The sequence below is a fragment of the Rhizobium sp. AP16 genome, assembly GCF_000281735.1.
Taxonomy (GTDB): Bacteria; Pseudomonadota; Alphaproteobacteria; order Rhizobiales; family Rhizobiaceae; genus Rhizobium; species Rhizobium rhizogenes.
This window is the reverse complement of sequence record NZ_AJVM01000014.1, coordinates 40,891-62,950: the sequence shown is the minus strand read 5'-3', so window position 1 is coordinate 62,950 and position 22,060 is coordinate 40,891. Positions and strand designations below refer to the sequence as shown.

Below are 22,060 nucleotides of genomic sequence, written 5' to 3'. Positions count from 1 at the left end.
GGCGGCCGCCGTGGCGGCAGAAATCGAAATGAGGGCTGCGACAGCAAGCGGTTTCATGGTGGTCTCCCCGTTCATTCTCTCTTAGCTGCGGCTGGTTCTTCCGTCCATTGGCATGCAGGCAAACATCGATGATGAAATTTATTGATGGTCCTATTGACTCTCGAACAAAAATAGAACAAATAAGAAACATAACGAGTAAGGAGCGCGTAAATGACCGATATCATTCGAGACGTTGCAGCATTCACCTCCATCGTGATGTTCGTCGCCAGCTTTTCCCTGATCATGATGGCGATGTGAATCTTATCCCCACGGGTGTTGCGATGCGCCCGTGAATCATGAGGACAGCTTCTGGACTTTATCGTCCGCTATGCCGACAATGCAGCCGATTCATTTGGGCATGCGGAAGGGCATAAAATGGCGGGTATGACGAGCAGCGGCGCGACGAGCGCACCGGTCGGTGACACGCCGGAATTCGTGCATCTTCGTGTCCACTCCGCCTATTCGCTGCTCGAGGGCGCGTTGCCCCTGAAGAAGATCCTTGCCAAGGCGGCCGGCGACAATCAGCCGGCCATTGCCGTCACCGACACCAACAATCTTTTCGTCGCGCTGGAGTTTTCCCAGAAGGCGATGGACGAGGGCCTGCAACCGATCATCGGCTGTCAGGTGTCCATCGATATGGAGGATGGTGTCGAGGGCGAGAAGCGCGGTCCGCAGCAGGCTTTGGCCAAGCTGCCGTCTATTGTATTGTTTGCCGCCACCGAGCGGGGCTATGAGCGGCTGGTCGATCTTGTCAGCCGCGCCTATCTTGGCGGCGAGGGCAATCAGGCCGTTCATATCACCGCCTCCTGGCTGGAAGAGATCGGCACGGAAGGGATGATCGCGCTGACGGGGTCGCTCGGCGGTCCGGTCGACATGGCGCTGAAGGAGGGGCACGCGCCTCAGGCACTGTCGCGGCTTCTGGCGCTGAAGCGCCTGTTCGGCGACCGGCTTTATATCGAGCTGCAACGTCATGGCACCTATGACCGCCGCCACGAACAAAAGATGATCGCGCTCGCCTATGAGCACGAGTTGCCGCTGGTCGCCACCAACGAAGCCTTCTTCCCGACCCGCGACGATTACGATGCCCATGACGCGCTGATGGCGGTCGCCCATAACGCCATCGTTTCGGACGATACCCGTTTCCGCCTGACGCCGGATCATTATCTGAAGAGCCGCGCCGATATGGCGAAGCTGTTCGCCAACCTGCCGGAAGCGCTGGAAAACACTGTCGAGATCGCGCGGCGCTGCTCTTTCGTGCTCAAGACCCGCAAGCCGATCCTGCCGCGCTTCACCGGCGCCGCCGACGATGAGGAAGAGGCCGATCGCGCCGAATCCGCGGAGTTGCGCGCCCAGGCGATCGAGGGTCTCGACCAGCGGCTCGCGTCGCTCGGCATGGCGCCGGGTTATGTGGAAAAGGACTATCGCGAGCGGCTGGAGTTCGAGCTCAGCGTCATCGAACGCATGAAGTTCCCCGGCTACTTCCTGATCGTTGCGGACTTCATCAAATGGGCGAAGCGCCACGATATTCCGGTTGGACCGGGCCGTGGTTCGGGCGCGGGATCGCTGGTCGCCTATGCGCTGACCATTACCGATGTCGATCCGCTGCGTTTCTCGCTACTGTTCGAGCGCTTCCTCAATCCCGAACGCGTGTCGATGCCGGACTTTGACATCGACTTCTGCCAGGATCGCCGCGAAGAGGTGATCCGCTATGTTCAGGCCAAGTATGGCCGCGAGCAGGTGGCGCAGATCATCACCTTCGGTTCGTTGCAGGCGCGTGCCGCCCTTCGCGACGTCGGCCGCGTGCTGGAAATGCCCTATGGCCAGGTCGACAAGATCTGCAAGCTGGTGCCGAACAACCCCGCCAATCCGACACCGCTGCACCAGGCGATCAAGGAAGAGCCGCGCCTGCAGGAAGAGGCCGACAAGGAACCGGTCGTCGCCCGCCTGCTCGACATCGCTCAGAAGATCGAGGGTCTCTATCGCCATGCCTCGACGCACGCCGCCGGCATCGTGATCGGCGACCGGCCGCTGTCGAAGCTGGTGCCGATGTATCGCGATCCGCGCTCCGACATGCCGGTCACCCAATTCAACATGAAATGGGTTGAGCAGGCTGGCCTGGTAAAATTCGACTTTCTTGGCCTGAAGACGCTGACGGTCCTGAAGACGGCGGTCGATTTCGTCGCCAAGCGCGGCATCAGCATCGATCTCGCCAGCATCCCGCTCGACGACAAGAAGACTTACGACATGCTTTCGCGCGGCGAGACGGTCGGCGTGTTCCAGGTGGAAAGTGCGGGCATGCGCAAGGCGCTGATCGGCATGCGCCCGGACTGCATCGAGGATATCATCGCGCTCGTGGCGCTCTATCGCCCGGGCCCGATGGAAAACATCCCGGTCTACAATGCCCGCAAGCATGGCGAGGAAGAGATCGAATCGATCCATCCGACCATCGACTATCTGCTGAAGGAAACCCAGGGCGTCATCGTCTACCAGGAGCAGGTGATGCAGGTTGCCCAGGTTCTGTCGGGCTATTCGCTCGGTGAAGCGGATCTTCTGCGCCGCGCCATGGGTAAGAAGATCAAGGCGGAGATGGACCAGCAGCGCGAGCGCTTCGTTGATGGCGCCGTCAAGAATGGTGTGTCGAAGGGCCAGTCGGATGTCATTTTCGATCTGCTCGCCAAGTTCGCCAATTACGGCTTCAACAAGTCGCACGCCGCCGCCTATGCCATCGTCTCCTATCAGACGGCCTATATGAAGGCGCATTATCCCGTAGAGTTCCTTGCAGCGTCGATGACGCTCGATATGGCGAACACCGAAAAGGTCAACGACTTCCGCCAGGACGCCAAGCGCCTCGGCATCGAAGTGATCGCGCCGTCGATCCAGACCTCGTTCCGCCGTTTCGAGACGGGCGAGAACCGCATTTATTACGCTCTGGCCGCCCTCAAGGGTGTCGGCGAATCCGCCGTCGACCATATTGTCGAGGTCCGCGGCGACCAGCCTTTCGCGGGTATCGAGGATTTCTGCCTGCGCATCGATCCGAAGCAGATCAACCGCCGTGTACTGGAAAGTCTGATCGCCGCCGGCGCCTTCGATTGCTTCGAGATTGACCGCGCGCAGCTGATCGGCGGGATCGACCGGATCATGGGCTACGCGCAGGTCGCGCAGGAAAACAAGCGCAGCGGTCAGCACGATATGTTCGGAAGTGCCGCTTCCGGGCCTGAGAAGATTTCCTTCCCGCCGTTCACGCCCTGGCTCGCCTCGGAGCGGCTGCTGCGTGAATTCCAGGTTCTCGGCTTCTATCTGACGGCCCATCCGCTCGACACCTACAAGAGCGTGCTGGACAAGATGCGCGTGCAAAACTTTGCCGACTTCTCGGCGGCGGTGAAGCAGGGGGCCAGCAACGGCCGTCTGGCGGGTACGGTCATTTCGAAGCAGGAGCGCAAGACGCGCACCGGCAACAAGATGGGCATTTTCGTCTTCTCCGACGCTTCGGGGCAGTTCGAAGCCGTGCTGTTCTCTGAAGTGCTCAATCAGTATCGCGATGTGCTCGAAGTGGGCAAATCCTTCGTCGTCACGGCCCAGGCCGACGAGCGGCCGGAAGGCATCAGCCTGCGGCTGCAGACGGCACAGTCATTGGAAGAGAAGTCGCTGCAGATGCAAAAGGCGCTGCGCGTCTATGTCCGCGATTCCGGCCCGCTGAAGGCAGTAGCCGCCCATCTCAACGCCAAGGGCGATGGCCTCGTCTCCTTCATCGTCATCAAGGAGGAGGGCAAGCGCGAGGTCGAGGTGGTGCTGGCTGAGAAATACCGTATCACGCCGGAGATCGCCGCGGCCCTGCGCACAGCGCCCGGCGTGATCGATGTGGAGCTGGTCTAGCCCTTCTTGCCCAAAGCGCCTTTATTGGTGATGGTGATGAAATCGGTGCCGTTGCCGGTTTCAGGGCCGACGCCGGTGTCGGAAATCGTCAGGGACGATCCTGCCGTCAGCAGATCGCCGATCCTGCGCCTGATGTCGTCGGGGATGGTAATGCGGTTCAGCGCGCGGTCGGCGGCGTCGAATGATTGCGCCTGCTCTTCGCTGGTGATGCCGAGCCGCTTCTTGGTATCCTTGGAAAGATCGTCTTCCAGCGTCACGCCGAACCAGTCCGTCTTGCCGTTTATCCTGTCGACCGTATTTGCGGTGAAGAAATGTGTGCCGAGCGCTTCCTGCGGCTCGGCGATGATTGCCGGTGCTTCGAACAGCGGCTTGAAGTTCTGGCGAACCATGATAGCGCCGTTCGGCGGCTCGCCCTTGCCGGCAGCGGCATAGACGGCCTTCATCAGCGCGGGGCTGACAAGGCTGCCCGATGTCGTGATGCCGTGGGCTTTCTTGAAGTCGCCGATCGCCTGCACGGTCGCCGGTCCAAGCAGTCCGTCCGGGGTGCCGGTCGCAAAACCCAAGGCGTTCAACAGGCCCTGCAGATCACGAACGTTTTCGCGTAGCCCCCGGCGGGTCATCAGGATGCTGAGTGGTGCCTGGTCGACCGGCGGTGCTGTCCGCACAGCTGGTGGCACAGGCAAGGCGGCGGCATCGTTGGTGGCGACCTGCACCGGCTGCGCCTGCGGTATGAAGACGGCTGTCGTCGGACGTAATTCGAGATCGGAGAACAGCACGGAGGCGGGCGCTGCCTCGGGCTGGAACAGCATGGCATGCTGGAAAGGCTGCGGCACCAGCGGATGGTCGGCTATGACGACGTGCACGCCGCGCTCGGTCATCTGATAGAGCATCTTGGCAAAGGCCTTCGGCATACGCACGCAGCCATGCGAGGCAGGATAGTTCGGCACCGAACTCGATTCGTGCAGCGCGATGCCGGACCAGGTCAGGCGCTGCATGAAGGGCATCGGCGCGTTCGAATAGAGATTGGATTCGTGATAGACCTCCTTCTCCAGAATGGAGAAGATGCCGCTCGGTGTCGTGTGGCCGCGCTTGCCGGTCGAAACCTTCGATGTCGCCACCACCTTGTCGCCGTCATAGACGGCCAGCGACTGCCGGTCCTTCGACACGACGATCTGCAAGGTGCGGACATCGTCCGCCGCAAGGGCAGGGTGAACGAGGGCTGTGGCCGACAACAGGCCAAGTCCGAAAAGAAAACGCGGCTTCATACACACATACCAAACGCAATACTCGTATTGATGTAGACTAGACTTCGAAGTTTAAGGAAGACTTGAAGACAAGCCTTCAGTTCGAAATGCTTTTTCGGCGATTCACCAGGAAAAGACCGCTCAATGAGCGCAATTGCGGTAGGAAGTATTTTATGTAATTCTTAAGTTACGGATTGTGGGGCCGTGTGGGGGTTCGACATGCAAGTGGACGTGATCGAAACGCTGGAAGATCTGCAAGCGCTGAAAGGCAACTGGGATCGGATCTACGAGATCGACCCGGAAGCGCACTGCTTTTTGTCCTCGACATGGATAATGAGCTGGTTTGCCTCGCGCACCTTGCCCTGGTTCGTACTGGCGGCGAGGGAGGAGGCTGACGGCGCCTATGTGGCTTTCCTCCCGATCCAGATCGGTACGGGCCTCGATCGGGGCAAGGGCTTTTACAATATCGTCGTCATGGGCGGCTCCTACTTCGCACCCTATACCGGCATTCTCAGCGATCCCGCCTATGCCGACGCATCGGCCCTGGCCTTTGCCGAGCATATCCGCAGCTTTCATTGGCGCAGCCTGCATCTGGACGGCATCGATCGATCATCTGTGCGGATCGGACTATTCCTTGACCATTTCCCGCCCAAGGATTTTACCGGCGATAGGGTCAGGCACCCCGCGCGGATCCAGAATGCCACAGACCGGGTCGATCCGGAGATCCATCTCCATGTGACGCTGCCGGCGGATTTCGAATCCTTCCTCAGCGAAAAACTGCGTCCGCGCGTGCGGCGCAATGTCCGCCTTGGCCTGCGCAAGCTGGATGGCTCGACGACGCTGCGGGTGACGCATGGCGACAGTGGAGCCGGTGAGAAGGACTTGGCGACGCTGCTGGGCCTCTGGGAGAAGCAATGGGGACAGCGCGATCCGGGCCATGCGAGCTACATTCTCGACAATGCGCGGTCTGTTCTGCCGGATTGCATCCGCGATGGCGATCTCTTTTTGCCGATCCTGTGGCAGGACGAGACGCCGATCGCGGCTGCTGCCATCCTTCTCGACCGACCCAGGAAGAGCTTGATCTGTTTCCTGAGCGCACGCGACGCGGCAATCCGGGATATGTCCCCAGGCTTGATGCTACATGCCTATACGATCCGCTGGGCGATCGAGAACGGCTTTCGCATCTACGATCTCGGTGCCGGCAATTATGCCCATAAGTATATTTTTGGTTCCGTCAGTCGGCGCCTGGAGCACTATAGGATCGACACAAGGACGGGGTGGAACCTCGGCGAGCGGCTGGATCCGCATAGTCTGCCGCTTGTGCTTGCCCGTGTGAAAGGCCTTCATGCTGACGGCGATCAGAGCGATGTCGAGATCGGCTGCCGGCAGATCCTTGCCGTCGAGCCTGCGCATCGCGAGGCATTGGCGCTCTATCGCGATATCGCAGCGTCGCGGACTCTCTGGCAGACACTCTGGTCCGATGATGCCCCGGCTGGTGAGCAGGGATCTACCGATCGCGTCCAGGCGGAAAGGCAATGCCGCGCCGCGATCGCTGAAAATCCCGGAGATTTCGATGCCGCGCGCCGGCTGAGCATACTCCTGCTGCTGCGCGGCGAGGCCGGGGAGGCGGAGGCCGAGATCGCGCGGGCGCTGGAGCTTCGCCCCGATTCCGCTGCCGCCCATTGCACCTACGGCAATATCCTTGCCGCGACCCGGAATTTCGAGCCGGCCGTCATCCGTTATGATCGCGCGATCGCCCTGGAGCCGGACCATGCGGTTGCCCACAACAACAAGGGCAACGCCTTGCGCCATCTGGGACGTCCTGACGAGGCGCTGGCGAGCTATGACGACGCGATTGCGGTCAGGCCGGACTACGAACAGGCGCTTGCCAATCGCGCAGCACTTTTCGATGAGGAGCCGGACATGCTGCCGCCCCTCTCTCACGTCCCGCGCTTGCCGCCGAATGTGTAGCCGGTTTCCACCGTCTTGTTGCCGAATTTTTCCCTGAGCTTGTCCATTGCCGCCTCGGCTGCCGCGCGGCGGCTCGCCTGTTCGTCGATCAGATCCGGCGGATCGGCGCGGGCGGCATCGCAGAGATCGGTGACGCCGATGCCGATCAGGCGGAATTTCGTGCCATCGGTCTCATGTTCGAGGAGCCGCAGGCCGGTACGAAAAATGCGGTCGGCAAGCTGGGTCGGGTCTTCCAGGCGGCGGTTGCGGGTCCGGCTTTTGAAATCCGCCGATTTCAGCTTCAACACGACGGTGTGCCCGGCAATGTCGCCGCGTTTCAGGCGTCGCGATACTTTTTCCGAGAGATCGCGCAGGATCGGCACGAGATCTTCATGGCGTGAGATATCCTCAAAGAAGGTCGTCTCTGCCGAGACGCTTTTGGCTGCTTCGTTCGGATGTACCGTGCGGTCATCGACGCCGCGCGACAGGCGGAAAAGTCGCTGGCCGATGACGCCATAGCGGCGCATCAGGTCGCCTTCCTCCATGGTTTGTAACTGGCCTATGGTGCGGATGCCGTCGCGCTCCAGCGTCGCGGCAAAGGCCTTGCCGACGCCCCAGATGGTCGTCACCGAACGCGGCTCCAGAAACGACAATGCCTCCTCGCGGCCGATCACGGAAAAGCCGCGCGGCTTCTGCAAGTCGGAGGCGACCTTGGCGAGAAACTTGCAATAGGAAAGACCGACCGAGATGGTGATGCCGATCTCGCTCTCGATACGCTTGACGAATTTGGCGAGGATCCGCGCCGGCGGATCATGATGCAGGCGCTGCGTGCCCTCAAGCTCGAGAAAGGCCTCGTCGATCGAAAGCGGCTGCACCAGCGGCGTCAGTTCCTGCATCAGCGTGCGTACCTCGCGGCCGACGCGGACATATTTCTCCATGTTCGGGCGAATGACGACCGCCTGCGGACAGGCCTCCAGCGCCTTGAACATCGGCATGGCCGATCGGACACCATGGATGCGGGCGATATAGCAGGCAGTGGATACGACACCGCGCTTGCCGCCGCCGATGATGACTGGCTTGTCGGCCAACTCCGGATTGTCACGCTTCTCGATTGAGGCATAGAAGGCGTCACAATCGATATGCGCCAGCGTCAGGTCGTAGAGTTCGCGGTGATAGACGAGGCGCGGACTGCCGCAGGCACGACAGCGCGCACGCTCGCTCAATTGCTCGCTCAAGCAATCGCGGCAAAAACCGGAAATTTTGTCGGGCGCGCTGGTCATGAAACGAGAACAAAAATTGAACATCGCTACCTTATGTTCTAAGCTCGCGAGTCTCAAGGCGGAAAAACGCCGAAGGAGGGGATGTTGGAGGAATTGAAAGTGCTGCCCCTGACGTCGGATCGCTGGGGTGATTTCGAGACGCTCTTCGGCCCGAGCGGCGCCTGCTATGGTTGCTGGTGCACCCATTTCCGCATTCCGACATCTGAGCGGAAGACGATGGATGGTGATGCCAAGAAGGCGTTCATGCAGGCAAGGGTCGCTGCCGGTCCGTCGCCCGGCATTCTCGGCTATATCGGCGAACGCCCGGTCGCCTGGGCACAGGTCGGCCCGCGCTCGGAACTGCCGAAATGGAATTCCCCGAAAACCGTGTCACGGCCGCTCGATCCCGCCGATGCCGAAGACGACTCGGTCTGGGCCGTGAGCTGTTTCTTCATGAATTCGCGCGATCGCGGCAAGGGATATAGCCACCGCATGCTGTCGGAGGCGGTGAATTTCGCCAAGGCATCCGGCGCGCGCATTCTTGAAGGCTGTCCCATCGAACGGACGAAACAGTCGAAATCCGTCGGCCTCTATGTCGGATCGCTGCGGATATTCGAGGCGGCCGGATTTTCCGAGGTGGCAAAACGAAAGGATGGGCGACCCTTGATGCGCCTTGTTCTCTGATGGCACCGCGGCTGGGTTCAGCGGGCGATATGGGCGTGGATCAATGGCGCCGCCTCAGCCCAGTCGTTCGTCTGGGGAATATCGGCGGCCACGGTCGGGGCCATGCGATGCACGATCGAATCCGGCCTCAGATTGATCAGCAGGCAGCTTTCGACATGATCGCGAACCGAATGCAGATTGTGCGCCATATCGTCGACGAAGGCGACGGGAAGAGGGCGGCCGCCATGCAGGGTCTGCAGGATCGGCCCCTTCGGCTGCAGCGAGGCTATGAGCGGATAGATAAGGCCGAGCCTGTCGAGAAGGCGGCGGCGCTGGGCCGAGAATTGCGGCGGCATGGCGGTGAGAAAAACGACGTCGGCGTTCTTGGAAAAGTCACCGAGGGCATCGACGACGCGGTCCAGAGGCGTCTGCCACTGCTCCTGCGCCTCGAAAAAGGCCTCGATCAGGCGATGGACGTCCTTTTCCTCCAAAGCGATGCCGTTGGCTTTCGAAATGATATTGCCGGTCAGCCGGAAGGAACGCGGCAGGAATTCATGGCCCTCGGCATCAAGAAAGACCAGGAAAGGCGCGAAGAAATGCAGCACGACATCATCGACGTCGCAGACGACCAGCGGCCGGTCTCCCAGGCGCACATGCGACATATCAAGTTCGAGCGGGGCGTCCATGGTCAATATTCCCCCGAGGAGAGGCCAGGCGGCGAGAAATGCGCCGCGGCCGCCATAACGGCCTCTGGCGCCATCCCGCTTGCCTCGCAGAAGGCAAGCAAGGTCGGCTCATGGTTCATCAGGAAATCCAGCATGCCCGCGAGAAAGGCCGGTTCGTTGATGGCGTTGCGCACCTGTGCCGGCTCGACGCCGGTCAGTGCCAGGAAACGACCGAACATATCAGGCTCGTGGGCGAGCCAGCCAAGCACCGCGATCGCAGTCTCTTGCGGGTCGGCGGCGGCCTTCTTCGAGTTCTTGAAGTTACTTTGCATTTTGAGAGGTAAGTTACCTATTTTTCAACCAAATGCCGCTAAAGTCCGATTCAAATATTTTTGGAATCGATTTGTCGCGACCTTATATTTTCAGCAAGTGGATGCAATACCGAATGCAGGGACAGCTCTCCATGCCTAAGCAAGTGATGATTGTAGAAGACAACGAGCTGAATATGAAGCTCTTTCGCGATCTGATCGAGGCGTCAGGCTACACGACGATCCAGACGCGGAACGGTATGGAAGCCCTTGATCTGGCTCGCAAACATCGCCCGGACCTGATCCTCATGGATATCCAGCTTCCCGAAGTTTCGGGACTGGAAGTGACGAAATGGCTGAAGGAGGATGACGATCTGCATGTCATCCCAGTGATCGCGGTCACCGCCTTTGCGATGAAGGGGGACGAAGAGCGCATTCGTCAGGGCGGCTGTGAGGCCTATGTCTCGAAGCCGATCTCCGTTCCGAAATTCATCGAGACCATCAAGACTTACCTGGGCGACGCGTGAGCGTGGGGAACGACTGATGACGGCGCGCATCCTGGTAGTTGACGATATCCCGGCCAATGTGAAGCTTCTAGAAGCGCGGTTGCTGGCCGAGTATTTCGAGGTGCTGACGGCCGAGGACGGCTTGAAGGCGCTGGCCATCTGCGACAGCACGCAGGTCGATCTGGTCCTGCTCGACATCATGATGCCCGGTATGGACGGTTTCGACGTCTGCGAACGGCTGAAATCCGATGCGCGCACCTCGCATATCCCCGTTGTCATGGTCACGGCGCTGGATCAGCCCGCCGATCGCGTGCGCGGCCTGAAGGCCGGTGCCGACGATTTCCTGACCAAACCGGTGAACGACCTGCAGCTCATCTCACGCGTCAAGAGCCTGTTGCGGCTGAAGACGCTGAGCGACGAGCTGCGCATGCGCAATGAGACGGCCCGCAATCTCGGCATCGAGGATCTGCTGCGCCTGGGGGATGGCCGTATTGACGAAACCGGCCATATCCTCCTGGTCGACGGCCGGGCCAATTCGCAGGAGCGCATCGTCCGCGCCCTGAAACCGATCGCCCAGGTGACGGCGACGTCCGATCCGCAGGCGGCCCTGTTCGAGGCCGCGGAGAAGCCGTTCGAGCTCGTCATCGTCAATTCCAATTTCGAAGACTATGATCCGCTGCGGCTTTGCTCACAGCTTCGTTCGCTGGAGCGCACGCGCTTCCTGCCGGTGCTGCTGGTGACGGAGCAGGGGGCCGACGAGATGATCGTCCGGGCGCTCGATCTCGGCGTCAACGATTACATTGTCCGGCCGCTGGATCCGAACGAATTGGTTGCCCGCAGCCTGACGCAGATCCGCCGCAAGCGCTACAACGACCGTCTGCGCGCCAGCGTACAACATACGATCGAGCTTGCCGTCACCGACGCGCTTACCGGGCTGAACAACAGGCGCTATCTCGACAATCACCTGAAGATCCTCTTCAACCGCTCGCTGGCGCGTGGCCGGCCGCTCTCAATCCTGATCACCGATATCGACCGCTTCAAGCTGGTGAACGATACCTATGGTCATGATGCCGGCGACGAGGTGCTCAAGGAATTTGCCGCTCGTATCCGCTCCACCGTTCGTGGCGCCGATCTGGCCTGTCGCTATGGCGGCGAGGAATTTGTCGTGGTGATGCCGGATACGCCTCCGGAGGTTGCTGCCGCCGTTGCCGAGCGTCTGCGCGCCGCGGTGGAAACCGCGCCCGTCACGCTGCGGGAAGCGGGAGCCGCGCTTAATATCACCGCCTCTTTCGGCATTTCGTCCCGCCTGGAATCCATAGAGACGCCCGAGCAGTTGATGAAGCAGGCCGATCTCGCCCTTTACGAAGCTAAGAAGGCAGGCCGCAATCGCGTTGTTGCTGCGGCAGCCTGATCCGAACTGATCCAGTGCTCAATTCCTTGGCCCCTCAATATCCACGGGCTTTTCAGAATTTTGAGCAGCGATCTAAAATTTATAACCATGGGTCCACAGCTATATGTGAACGGATCAGTACTGCAGAATAAACGCTATAATTGTCGTATAATTTGACGGAAATACCCGCCTGCCGGCAATGATCAAATGCACAATAGTGTATTGCGCGCGATATTCTTGATGGCTCGGAGTTTGAGCTGATAGAGAACCATGAGTATGCCACTCATAATATGGCTGTCATTATAGTATGAAATCGTCTTTAAATATCTCTCGCTTGAATTTGCTATGCATACGCTAATTATCTCTTCGTTTTTTGCGATGTACTCGCTTGGGGATTGTTATCTTTTCAAGGGATAGAACTGGGCGAAACCGGGAATTTTAACCATTCGGCCAGACGAGAATTTTTTATCATTAAGAATTTGTTGATTTTCTTTCGATTTCGGGCAAATTTAGTCCCGTACAGAGATAGCCCGCAAGGGTTTGAGAATACCCCATGATGCTCAGGTCCGCCGCATCTCCTGGGTCGTGGGGTCGGTCGGCTGGCAGGCAATTTCAAGCGGTTCCTCGTGCCGTTTTGCAGGCTAGCCGGCCCCCGATTTAAAACGCCGCTCTTCCTATGGAAGGCGGCGTTTTTCTTTGCTCATAAATATCAGTGGGATGCGTTTTAGATTTTGCTGATCAGCGGCGTCTTCGCGAAGTTTTGCACAGGGAAGAAGGGCTGAAAAAGAAAAAGGCGCTAACCTTGCGGTTGCGCCTTTTGCTGTAACCAGAAGTTTAGGAAACTTACTTGATCTTCGTTTCCTTGAATTCGACGTGCTTCTTAGCAACCGGGTCGTACTTCGTCTTCGTCATCTTGTCAGTCATCGTACGGCTGTTCTTCGTCGTGACGTAGAAGAAACCGGTGTCGGCCGTCGACAGCAGCTTGATCTTGATAGTGGTAGCCTTGGCCATGGTCGTCCTGCCTTTAAGAAAAATGAAAGCCGTGGACGGCCAGTGCGGAGGTCCACGGCAAATTCTGGCGCGAAAATACAAATCGCGCCCGAAAAGTCAACCTCTGTTGCCCATGAAAAGCAGCCGTATCCCCGAAAGCAGGACATAAAGGCCAAAGAAAAAGGCGATCGCCCAAGCAAAACCGCTGGGGCTGGCAATATCCATGGCGGTGCCGACGGTCGGCGGGCCGAGGACCATGCCGATCGCATAACAGAAAACGAAGGCGGCGTTGGCGGCGACCAGATCAGAGCCCGTCAGGCGCGTTCCCAGGTGGCTGAGGCCCACCGTATACATGCCGGAGACGCAGCCGCCCCAGAACAGCAGGATGACCGCCAGAAGCATCCAGTTCGAGGCCAGCGAGGGCAGCAGAAGCGCGCCAACGAACCCGATCGTTGCCATGATCGACAGCAATGGCCGCTTGTCGCGCATACGGTCGGCAAGCAGCCCAAGCGGGATCTGGAAGATGAAGTTGCCGACGCCCATGACGGTCAGCAGCAGGGCTGCCTGTGATTCGTTGAAACCGAGGCGCGTCGCATAGCTGGTGAACAACGATCCGCCGCCGACCGTCACTGCGCCGAACACGAAGACGGCGGCCGTGGCTGTCGGCACCAGGAAGATGTAGCGAACGAAGTGCAGTTCCGGCTTTTCGTCAACGATCGGGCTCTCGTTGCGGGCGATGAAGATCGGGATGGCTGCGGCGAGAATGATGCAGGCGCCGATGGCAAACGGCATCAGTCCCTCGCTGCCGACCAGCGAGAACAGCAGGGGACCGGCGGCAAAGCCGAGCGAGAAGACCGTGGAGTAGATGCCGAGCACGAAGCCGCGCTTGGAGGGTGGGGAGGCCGCGTTGATCCAGAATTCCGACAGGATGAACAGGGTCGTCGTCGAGCCGTGAAAGATCAGGCGCAGCGGAAACCAGAGGACCAGGCTCTCGGCGTAATAGAAGCCGAGCGAGCTCAATGCGGAGAGCACGACGGCCCAGATCATCGTCTGCACCACACCGAAGCGGTGGGCGAGCTTGGTGGTGATCAGGGCCGCTATCATCGCAGCGACCCCCATCATCGCCGTGTTCAGCCCGATCAGGCTCGAGGGAATGCCGCGTTTTTCCAGGATGATGCTGAGAAGCGGAAGGCCGAGGCCGATGGCGATGCCGACAGCGGAAACGGACGAAATAGCGGCGACGAGCGAAGGCCAATGAATTTCTTCGACATGGCCGGCCTTGCCGTTCGTCGGTTCAGTCATGAATTGATCCTTAGAGCATTTGGCGAACGAATCATTCGCGACGCGGGGGGATAGAAAGGCACGGCACGGCCAAATCCAGGTGACGGTTCGGCTTTCATGGGATCGGTCGTACCCTCCAGAATGATCCTTTCGACGCCCGGCATGTTCAGACAAGAAACGCCGCCGATGTCAAGCCGTGGGAGATCCGGCAATTCGCGCGAATCACCAATATGGGATGATTCGATACCGATCATGGCTGAAGGGCGTAGCGGCACATGCCGACCCTGGCCGGCCGACAAGGCTGGCAATATCCGATCGAATACGGTGTTCAAGAGCGGCCGTTCCCCTGATCCCACTCATCCGGGCTGTCGTCATGGCCGCCGAAGCCATGCATCCTGAGCGCCCATTGCAGACCGATGACGCCACCCTTGATCGGTTGGATGATCGCCAGCGCGGTGATCACTGTGATCGGTGCCCAGATGGCGAGATGGACCCAGACGGGCAGATGAAAAACCATGTCCGTCATCATAAAGCCGCCGACCACGACATGCCCGAGCACAAGGATCACCAGATAGGGCGGCAGATCGTCGGCGCGCTGGTGGAATATCTCCTCGCCGCAGGCCGCGCACTGGTCGACCGGTTTCAGGAAGGCACGGAAGAGCTTGCCCGTGCCGCAGCGTGGACAGCGGTTCAGTAAACCGCGCATGATGGAGCGTCCCAGCGGTCGTTCAGCCTCGTCGGGACCGCCGTAGCGGATCGTGGAATCGGACGGGCTGCTCGTCATGAACGTTTCCTTCCTGCCGGCAGCCGCCGTCTATCGGCGGCCGCGCGGTGGTCTCGTTCCCGGTGCCTTGCGCGCCGGGCTCTTGTTGCGGCGGGTCGCCTTGTGGAAGGAGCGCACCGCTGTCGGCATGGCGCGGCCGTCGCTCAGCATTTCGAAGCGCAGGGCGCCGGCAAGCGGGATCGCTTCCGCCAGCCGCACCGTCACGCTATCGCCAAGGCGAAAGCCGAGCCCCGTCTTTTCACCCGTCAGCGCCTGATGTGCCTCGTCATAGATGAAATAGTCGGAGCCGAGTGTGGATATAGGGATGAAACCATCGGCGCCATAGTCGGGCAGGGTGACAAAAAGTCCCGACTTGGTCACACCGCCGACGCGGGCCTCGAATTCCTCGCCGACGCGCCCGGCAAGATGATGGGCGATCAGCCGATCGACCGTCTCGCGCTCGGCGGCCATGGCGCGGCGCTCGAAGGTGGAGATCTCGGCGGCGATATCGTCGAGCGCTGCTTCCTCGTCCGGAGTGATGCCGCCTTCGCCCAAGCCCAGCGAGCCGACGAGGGCACGATGCACGATCAGATCCGCATAGCGGCGGATCGGCGAAGTAAAATGCGCGTATTTCATCAGGTTCAGGCCGAAATGGCCGATATTGTCGGGGCTGTAGATCGCCTGGCTCTGCGAGCGCAACACCATCTCGTTGACCATGGTCTGGTGCGGCGTGCCCTCGGCCTTGGCCAGAATGCCGTTGAAACTGTTGGCGCGGACATTACCGCCCTTGGCAAGCGAGATGTCGAGCGTCGCGAGGAATTCGCGCAGCACTTCCTGCTTGGCAAGTGACGGGCCGTCATGGATGCGATAGATCAGCGCCTGCTTCTTCTTCTCCAGCGTCTCAGCGGCGGCCACGTTCGCCTGGATCATCATTTCTTCGATGAGCTTATGAGCGTCGAGGCGCGGCGGCACGATGACGCGATCGACCGTGCCGTCCGGCTTCAGCTGGATCTTGCGTTCGGGCATGTCGAGTTCGAGCGGCTGACGCCTGTCGCGGCCACGCTGCATGATCCCGTAGGCGTGCCAGAGCGGCTTCAGGATGGGCTCCAGCATCGGTCCGGTCTTGTCGTCCGGCTGGCCGTCGATCGCTGCCTGCGCCTGCTGATAGGACAGCTTGGCGGCACTCCTCATCATGATGCGATGGAAGGTGTGGCCAGCTTTGCGGCCTTCCTTGGAAAAGATCATCCGCACGGCAAGGGCAGGGCGGTCGACACCTTCCTTGAGGGAGCAGAGATCGTTGGAGATGCGCTCGGGCAGCATCGGCACGACGCGGTCCGGGAAATAGACCGAATTGCCGCGCTTCAGGGCCTCGCGGTCGAGCGGAGAATTGGGGCGCACATACCAGGAGACATCGGCGATGGCGACGGTGACGATCACGCCGTCGGGATTATCGGGCGAGGGATCCATTTCGGCATAGACGGCGTCGTCATGGTCCTTGGCGTCGGCCGGATCGATGGTGATCAGCGGGAGGCTGCGCCAGTCCTCGCGATGCGACATGGTGGCGGGCTTGGCCGCATCCGCCTCGGCGATGACGGCCGGCGGGAAGACATGCGGAATGCCATGTGCATAGATCGCGATCATCGAAATCGCCTTTTCCGAGGCGACGGAACCGACGATCGACAGAACCTTGGCGCGGGGCAGGCCGAAACGGCCAAGGCGCGCCACTTCGACTTCGACCAGATCGCCATCCTTGGCGTCGCTGGTATATTCCGGATCGATCACCATTTCCTCGCCGCGTCGCTGGATCGGCATCAGCCGCCCGCCGCCGCCCGGCGTTTCGCGGAAGACGCCCATGGACGCGCCCTGGCGCTTGTCGATGACCTTGATGATACGCGCGGTATAGGCAGGGCCGCCGCGATCGACGGCCGAAAAGATCTTGGCGAGGATGCGGTCGCCCATGCCGGCAACGGGCGCCTTGCCCTTGCCGTTGCGGCCGGCGGGCGAAGAGGACTGCTTGATCATCACGGCCGGGGCCACGCCGTTTTCTTCCGGCCATTCGGTCGGTCGGCCGATCAGGCTGCCGTCCTTGTCGCGCGTGGTGATGTCGAGAACGGCGATCGGCGGCAGTGCGCCGGGGCGGATGAGCGACTTGCGGCTCTTCTGCACCATACCGTCCTGTTCAAGCTCGCGCAGGAGGCTCTTGAGTTCGATGCGGGCCTCGCCCTTCAGCCCGAAGGCCTTGGCGAGTTCACGCTTGGACGCCTGCTGCGGATGATCGGCGATAAAGCGCAGGAGAACTTCGCGCGGCGGCAGGACGCCGTGAATGATCGCTGCCATCGGCTCCGCATCGCCGCTGTTCTTTGTCACGCGGCCAACCTTGCCGGAGCGGTGCTCCGGCGATGAATTCCTGCCGCGTGGTTCTCTGCTCACTCTGCACTCTTCTTCGTTGTCTTCGCCTTGGTGGCCGCTTTGGCCTTCGGCTTGGCGGTGGTCTTCGTCGTCTTGCTGGCGGCCGCTGCCGTCTTGGTTTTCGCCTTCGCGGGCGCTCTGGCAGGCTTCCCGCCGCCGGACTTGCCGGCCTTGGCAACGATCAGCGCCAGGGCTTCCTCGACCGTGATGGCCTGCGGATCGGAACCCTTCGGCAGCGTGGCGTTGACCTTGCCCCAATTGACATAGGGGCCGTATTTGCCGTCGCGAACGGTGATCGAGCCGCCGCCGTCGGGATGCGCGCCAAGATCCTTCAAGGCCGCGGGCGTGCCGCGTCCGCCGCCTGCCTTGCTCTGCTTTTCAGCAAGCACGGTCACGGCGCGGTTGAGGCCGACGGTGAAGACGTCTTCCACGGTCTCGAGATTGGCGTAGCTGCCGTCGTGCAGCAGGAAAGGCCCGTAACGGCCGATGCCGGACGAGATCATCTTGCCGCTTTCGGGATGCTTGCCGATATCGCGGGGAAGCGAGATCAGCGCCATGGCCTTTTCATAGTCGATATCTTCCGGCTTCCAGCCCTTCGGCAGCGAGGCGCGCTTGGCTTCTTTGCCGTCGCCGCGCTGGATATAGGGTCCGAAACGGCCCGAACGCAGCGTCAGCTCCTCGTTGGTCACCGGATCGGTGCCGAGCGCCTTCGGTTCGTTGAGCCCCGAGGCCTCCGCTTCCGTGCCGCCTTCCGAGGAAAGCTGGCGCGTATAATTGCATTCCGGATAGTTCGAGCAGCCGACGAAGGCGCCGTATTTGCCGAGCTTCAGCGAGAGGTTGCCCGTGCCACAGACCTGGCAGATACGCGGATCGCTGCCATCCTCGCGCTTCGGGAAGACCAGCGGCGCCAGCGCCTCGTTCAGCGCGTCGAGCACATTGGTGACGCGCAACTCCTTGGTGTCCTCGATCTGGGCGAAGAAGTCGCGCCAGAAGTCGCGCAACACGTCCTTCCAGTTCAACTCGCCGGCCGAGATGCGGTCGAGTTTTTCTTCGAGATCGGCGGTGAAGTCATACTCGACGTATTTGGTGAAGAAGCTTTCGAGGAAGGCGGTCACCAGCCGGCCCTTGGCCTGCGGCAGCAGCTTGCGCTTGTCGATCGTCACATAATCGCGGTCGCGCAGCGTCGCCAGCGTCGCCGCATAGGTCGACGGGCGGCCGATGCCGAGCTCTTCCATCTTTTTGATCAGCGACGCTTCCGAATAGCGCGGCGGCGGTTCGGTGAAATGCTGCGTCGAGTTGATCTTCTGCTTGGCGAGGTTTTCGCGCGCATTGATCTCCGGCAGACGACCATCCTCGTCGTCGGCATCGTCGCTCTGCTCGCCGTCTTCCTTCTGGTCGGTATAGGCGGCAATGAAGCCGTCGAAGCGGATCACCGAACCGACTGCGCGAAGGCCAGCCTTCTGGCCGCCATTGTCGGCGAGGATCTCGACGGTGGTGCGTTCGATCTCGGCCGAGGCCATCTGGCTGGCGATGCCACGCTTCCAGACGAGATCGTAAAGCCGCAGCTGGTCGGCATCCAGGTACTTGCGGACGCGATCCGGCGTACGATCAAAATCGGTCGGACGGATTGCTTCGTGCGCTTCCTGGGCGTTCTTCGCCTTGGTCGAGTACAAGCGTGCCTTTTCCGGCAGGTAGCGGTTGCCGAATTGATCGGCGATGGCGGTGCGTGCCGCGTCGATCGCTTCCGGCGCCATCTGCACGCCGTCCGTACGCATATAGGTAATGAGACCGACGGTTTCGCCGCCGATGTCGACGCCTTCATACAGCTTCTGCGCCACCTGCATGGTGCGCGAAGCCGAGAAGCCGAGCTTCGAGGAAGCGGCCTGCTGCAGGGTGGAGGTTGTGAAGGGAGGGCTCGGATTGCGCTTGACCGGCTTTGCCTCGACGGTGTCGACGACATAGGAGGCACCTTCCAGAAGCGCCTTCAGATTGCCGGCCTCTTCGCCGTTGCCGATAGCGCGCGGCTGCAGCCGCTTGCCGTTGGCAGCCACCAGCCGGGCCTCGAATTCGTCACCACGCGGTGTCTTCAAGATCGCCGAGAGATTCCAGTATTCTTCCGAGATGAAGCGTTCGATTTCGGATTCACGGTCGCAGACGAGGCGAAGCGCCACCGACTGGACGCGGCCAGCCGAACGAGCACCCGGCAGCTTGCGCCAGAGCACCGGCGACAGATTAAAGCCGACGAGATAGTCGAGAGCGCGGCGGGCGAGATAGGCGTCGACCAGCGGCACGTCGATATCGCGCGGATCGGCCATTGCGTCGAGCACGGCCTTCTTGGTGATGGCATTGAAGACGACGCGCTTGACGGGCTTGCCGTTGATGACGCGCTTCTTGTTGAGAAGATCGAGAACATGCCAGGAAATCGCTTCGCCTTCGCGATCCGGGTCGGTCGCGAGAAACAGGCCGTCGGAGGATTTCACCGCGTCGGCGATGTCCTTCATGCGTTTTTGCGAGGCGGGGTCGACTTCCCACAGCATTTCGAAGTCTTGATCGGGCAGGACCGAGCCGTCCTTGGCGGGCAGGTCTCGCACATGGCCAAAGGAAGCAAGAACCGTATATCCGGGTCCCAGATATTTGTTGATTGTCTTGGCCTTGGCAGGCGATTCCACCACTACAACGTTCATCATAATTCTCTGAATAAGAGGTCGCGCCGGAAAAAGGCGCGGGAGAGACCGGGTATTTTCGCTCCCCGGCCTTTCGACATGGACAGGGAATTCGTCGCGGTCAAGAGGCGATGTCGATTTTTGCCGTCGGCTCGATGCCACGATCCGTGCCGGATGGCATCTGTGTTACATCCCGAAAGAATGTCTGTGGTCGCTTCCGGAAGCGGTGTAGCCATCATATCGGGATGATCTGTCATGCTTTCAATCCAGCATTGATATAGACACCAGCCCGCCAGGATGCCGATGCAGCCGGCCGGCCATGTCCAGTTCGAGCAACACGGAATGAACCGATGACACCGACGCGCCGGTATGCCGGATAATATCGTCGATTTCCACGGGCGTCGGCCCGAGCGCGTCGACGATCTGGTCGCGGTCGGTATCGTCGGGTGGAGGCGACAGCGCTTTGTCGTTCTTTTCAACCGGGGCCTCGGCAAGCTGTGGGCGGAAGAGGTCGGGTTCGGCCAGCGGCCGCAGCGCCTCGACGATATCCTCCGGGCGGGTGACGATGATCGCGCCGTCCTTCAGCAAGCCGTTGGTGCCCTCACAGCGCGGATCGAGCGGCGAGCCGGGCACGGCAAAGACCAGCCGGCCGAATTCGCCGGCAAGGCGCGCGGTGATCAGCGAGCCGGAGCGCGTCGCCGCCTCGACCACGACGAGGCCGAGGGAAATGCCTGCGATCAGCCGGTTGCGGCGTGGGAAATCCCGCGCGCGCGGTTCCCAGCCGAATGGCATTTCACTGACGGCAAGGCCGTTGCCGTCCCATATCTCATTCAGCAGGCCGACATTTTCGGGCGGGTAGGGCTGGTCGAGCCCACCGGCCATGGCGGCGATGGTGCCGGTCTGAAGGCTGGCGCGATGCGCCGCCGTATCGATGCCGCGAGCGAGGCCGGAGATGACGGCATAGCCCGCCTCGCCACAGGCGCGGGTGATCATGGCCGCAAATTTGGCGCCGCTGATCGAGGCGTTACGCGAGCCGACGATACCGATGGCTGGCCGAACCGCCATCGATAGATTGCCTTTGACAGTCAGAAGCGGCGGCGCACCGTCGATCTCTTTCAGGGCCTGCGGATAGCCCGGTTCGCCGATGCCGACGAAGCGGGCGCCGAAACGGTGCACCGCCTCCAGCTCACGCAGCGCATCCTGCTCGCTGGCGATGCGGATTACTCGCGTCGCGCCACCGCGTTGCGAAAGGTCCGGCAAAGCGGCGAGCGCGGCTTCGGCGGAGCCATAATGCTGGATGAGATCGCGAAAGGTCGAGGGGCCGACATTGTCGGAGCGGATGAGCCTGAGCCAGGCGATCCTTTGTTTTTCCGTCAGCGCAATTCCGGTTCGTCCTGCGCTGCCTGCGACCATTATCCCTTCGCTCCGATCTTGGTTTCCCTGCCGGCTGTCAGCCTGACGATATTGGCCCGGTGCTTGTACCAGGAAATGACGGTCATTAGCGCCATGACGGCGGCGATCTTGTCGGCGCCCAGTATCCACAATGCAACCGGAATGACAAGGGTTGCAACCAGCGCGGAAAGAGAGGAGTAGCGGGTGGTGAAGGCGATGACCAGCCAGATGATGGCAAAGATCAAGGCCATGAATGGCGCGAGACCGAGCAGAATGCCCAGGTAAGTCGCAACGCCCTTGCCGCCCTTGAACCCAATCCAGACCGGGAAGATATGGCCGATGAAGGCGGCAAAACCGGCAAGTATGGCCGCGTCTTCACCGAAAAAATGCCAGACGATCAGCACGGCCGCCGTGCCCTTGAAGGCATCGAGGAGCAGCGTTGCCGCTGCCAGACCCTTGTTGCCGGTACGCAGCACATTCGTTGCGCCGATATTGCCCGAGCCGATATTGCGGACATCGCCCAGACCGGCCATGCGCGTCAGAATCAAACCGAAAGGAATGGAGCCGAGCAGGTAGCCGATGACGGCTGCTGCGAGTGCAGTCTGCGGGGAGAGCTGCCATGTCCAGAATTGCGCCATCACGTCTTATTCTCCATAAGCCCCAGC

Annotated in this window: 17 protein-coding genes; 5 read left to right on the top strand and 12 right to left on the bottom strand. The window is 60.9% G+C overall.

Annotated elements, in window-relative coordinates; all coding sequences use genetic code 11:
* The first annotated feature begins 414 nt into the window (after positions 1-414).
* Positions 415-3,912, top strand: coding sequence for a DNA polymerase III subunit alpha (gene dnaE, locus PMI03_RS08760; protein WP_007692082.1), 3,498 nt, complete (start codon positions 415-417; stop codon positions 3,910-3,912).
* Here dnaE and PMI03_RS08755 read toward each other — a convergent pair.
* Positions 3,909-5,177, bottom strand: coding sequence for a L,D-transpeptidase family protein (locus tag PMI03_RS08755; RefSeq protein ID WP_007692081.1), 1,269 nt, complete (start codon positions 5,175-5,177; stop codon positions 3,909-3,911). The genes dnaE and PMI03_RS08755 overlap by 4 nt on opposite strands.
* A gap of 198 nt (positions 5,178-5,375) precedes the next feature.
* Between PMI03_RS08755 and PMI03_RS08750 the strand changes: the two genes are divergently transcribed.
* Positions 5,376-7,127, top strand: coding sequence for a GNAT family N-acetyltransferase (locus tag PMI03_RS08750; RefSeq protein WP_007692079.1), 1,752 nt, complete (start codon positions 5,376-5,378; stop codon positions 7,125-7,127).
* Here the strand turns inward: PMI03_RS08750 and PMI03_RS08745 are convergent.
* Positions 7,097-8,386, bottom strand: coding sequence for a DNA polymerase IV (locus tag PMI03_RS08745; protein ID WP_012651239.1), 1,290 nt, complete (start codon positions 8,384-8,386; stop codon positions 7,097-7,099). The two genes, PMI03_RS08750 and PMI03_RS08745, sit on opposite strands and share 31 nt — an antisense overlap.
* A gap of 81 nt (positions 8,387-8,467) precedes the next feature.
* Here PMI03_RS08745 and PMI03_RS08740 point away from each other — a divergent pair, with 81 nt between their 5' ends.
* Complete coding sequence (locus tag PMI03_RS08740; RefSeq protein ID WP_007692074.1) at positions 8,468-9,049, top strand: hypothetical protein; 582 nt, start codon at positions 8,468-8,470, stop codon at positions 9,047-9,049.
* A 17-nt stretch (positions 9,050-9,066) separates the two neighbouring features.
* Here the strand turns inward: PMI03_RS08740 and PMI03_RS08735 are convergent, their stop codons facing one another.
* Positions 9,067-9,714 carry a hypothetical protein gene (locus PMI03_RS08735; protein ID WP_007692073.1) on the bottom strand — a complete coding sequence of 216 codons (648 nt, stop codon included), beginning with the start codon at positions 9,712-9,714 and terminating at the stop codon, positions 9,067-9,069.
* A 2-nt stretch (positions 9,715-9,716) separates the two neighbouring features.
* Positions 9,717-10,025 (bottom strand): DUF3572 domain-containing protein, encoded by a 309-nt coding sequence (locus PMI03_RS08730; protein ID WP_007692072.1) that lies wholly within the window; start codon positions 10,023-10,025, stop codon positions 9,717-9,719.
* Between the two features lie 131 nt (positions 10,026-10,156).
* Between PMI03_RS08730 and PMI03_RS08725 the strand changes: the two genes are divergently transcribed.
* Positions 10,157-10,528, top strand: coding sequence for a response regulator (locus PMI03_RS08725; protein WP_028754034.1), 372 nt, complete (start codon positions 10,157-10,159; stop codon positions 10,526-10,528).
* A 16-nt stretch (positions 10,529-10,544) separates the two neighbouring features.
* Positions 10,545-11,918, top strand: a complete 1,374-nt coding sequence (locus PMI03_RS08720) for a PleD family two-component system response regulator (RefSeq protein WP_007692070.1) — start codon at positions 10,545-10,547, stop codon at positions 11,916-11,918.
* 822 nt (positions 11,919-12,740) lie between these two features.
* On the opposite strand, the gene rpmG is transcribed toward PMI03_RS08720, so the two are convergent.
* The 8 genes from rpmG to plsY form a co-directional block, all read right to left on the bottom strand.
* On the bottom strand, positions 12,741-12,908 hold the full coding sequence (rpmG, locus tag PMI03_RS08715; protein ID WP_003547442.1) for a 50S ribosomal protein L33: 168 nt from the start codon (positions 12,906-12,908) through the stop codon (positions 12,741-12,743).
* Between the two features lie 96 nt (positions 12,909-13,004).
* A complete protein-coding gene (locus PMI03_RS08710; protein WP_007692056.1) occupies positions 13,005-14,189 on the bottom strand; it encodes an MFS transporter in 1,185 nt (394 codons plus the stop codon).
* Entirely contained in the window at positions 14,186-14,500 is a 315-nt protein-coding gene (locus PMI03_RS08705; protein WP_039973702.1) for a hypothetical protein, read from the bottom strand. Before PMI03_RS08705 ends, PMI03_RS08710 begins: the two co-directional genes overlap by 4 nt.
* A complete protein-coding gene (locus tag PMI03_RS08700; RefSeq protein WP_007692053.1) occupies positions 14,497-14,952 on the bottom strand; it encodes a DUF983 domain-containing protein in 456 nt (151 codons plus the stop codon). The genes PMI03_RS08705 and PMI03_RS08700 overlap by 4 nt, the downstream gene beginning before the upstream one ends.
* A gap of 30 nt (positions 14,953-14,982) precedes the next feature.
* Positions 14,983-17,361, bottom strand: a complete 2,379-nt coding sequence (gene rnr, locus PMI03_RS08695; RefSeq protein ID WP_007692051.1) for a ribonuclease R — start codon at positions 17,359-17,361, stop codon at positions 14,983-14,985.
* Positions 17,358-20,024 (bottom strand): type I DNA topoisomerase, encoded by a 2,667-nt coding sequence (topA, locus tag PMI03_RS08690; protein ID WP_007692049.1) that lies wholly within the window; start codon positions 20,022-20,024, stop codon positions 17,358-17,360. The genes rnr and topA overlap by 4 nt, the downstream gene beginning before the upstream one ends.
* 240 nt (positions 20,025-20,264) lie before the next feature.
* On the bottom strand, positions 20,265-21,416 hold the full coding sequence (dprA, locus tag PMI03_RS08685; RefSeq protein ID WP_007692047.1) for a DNA-processing protein DprA: 1,152 nt from the start codon (positions 21,414-21,416) through the stop codon (positions 20,265-20,267).
* Complete coding sequence (gene plsY / locus PMI03_RS08680) at positions 21,416-22,033, bottom strand: glycerol-3-phosphate 1-O-acyltransferase PlsY (RefSeq protein WP_007692045.1); 618 nt, start codon at positions 22,031-22,033, stop codon at positions 21,416-21,418. The genes dprA and plsY overlap by 1 nt, the downstream gene beginning before the upstream one ends.
* Between the last annotated feature and the right edge of the window lie 27 nt (positions 22,034-22,060).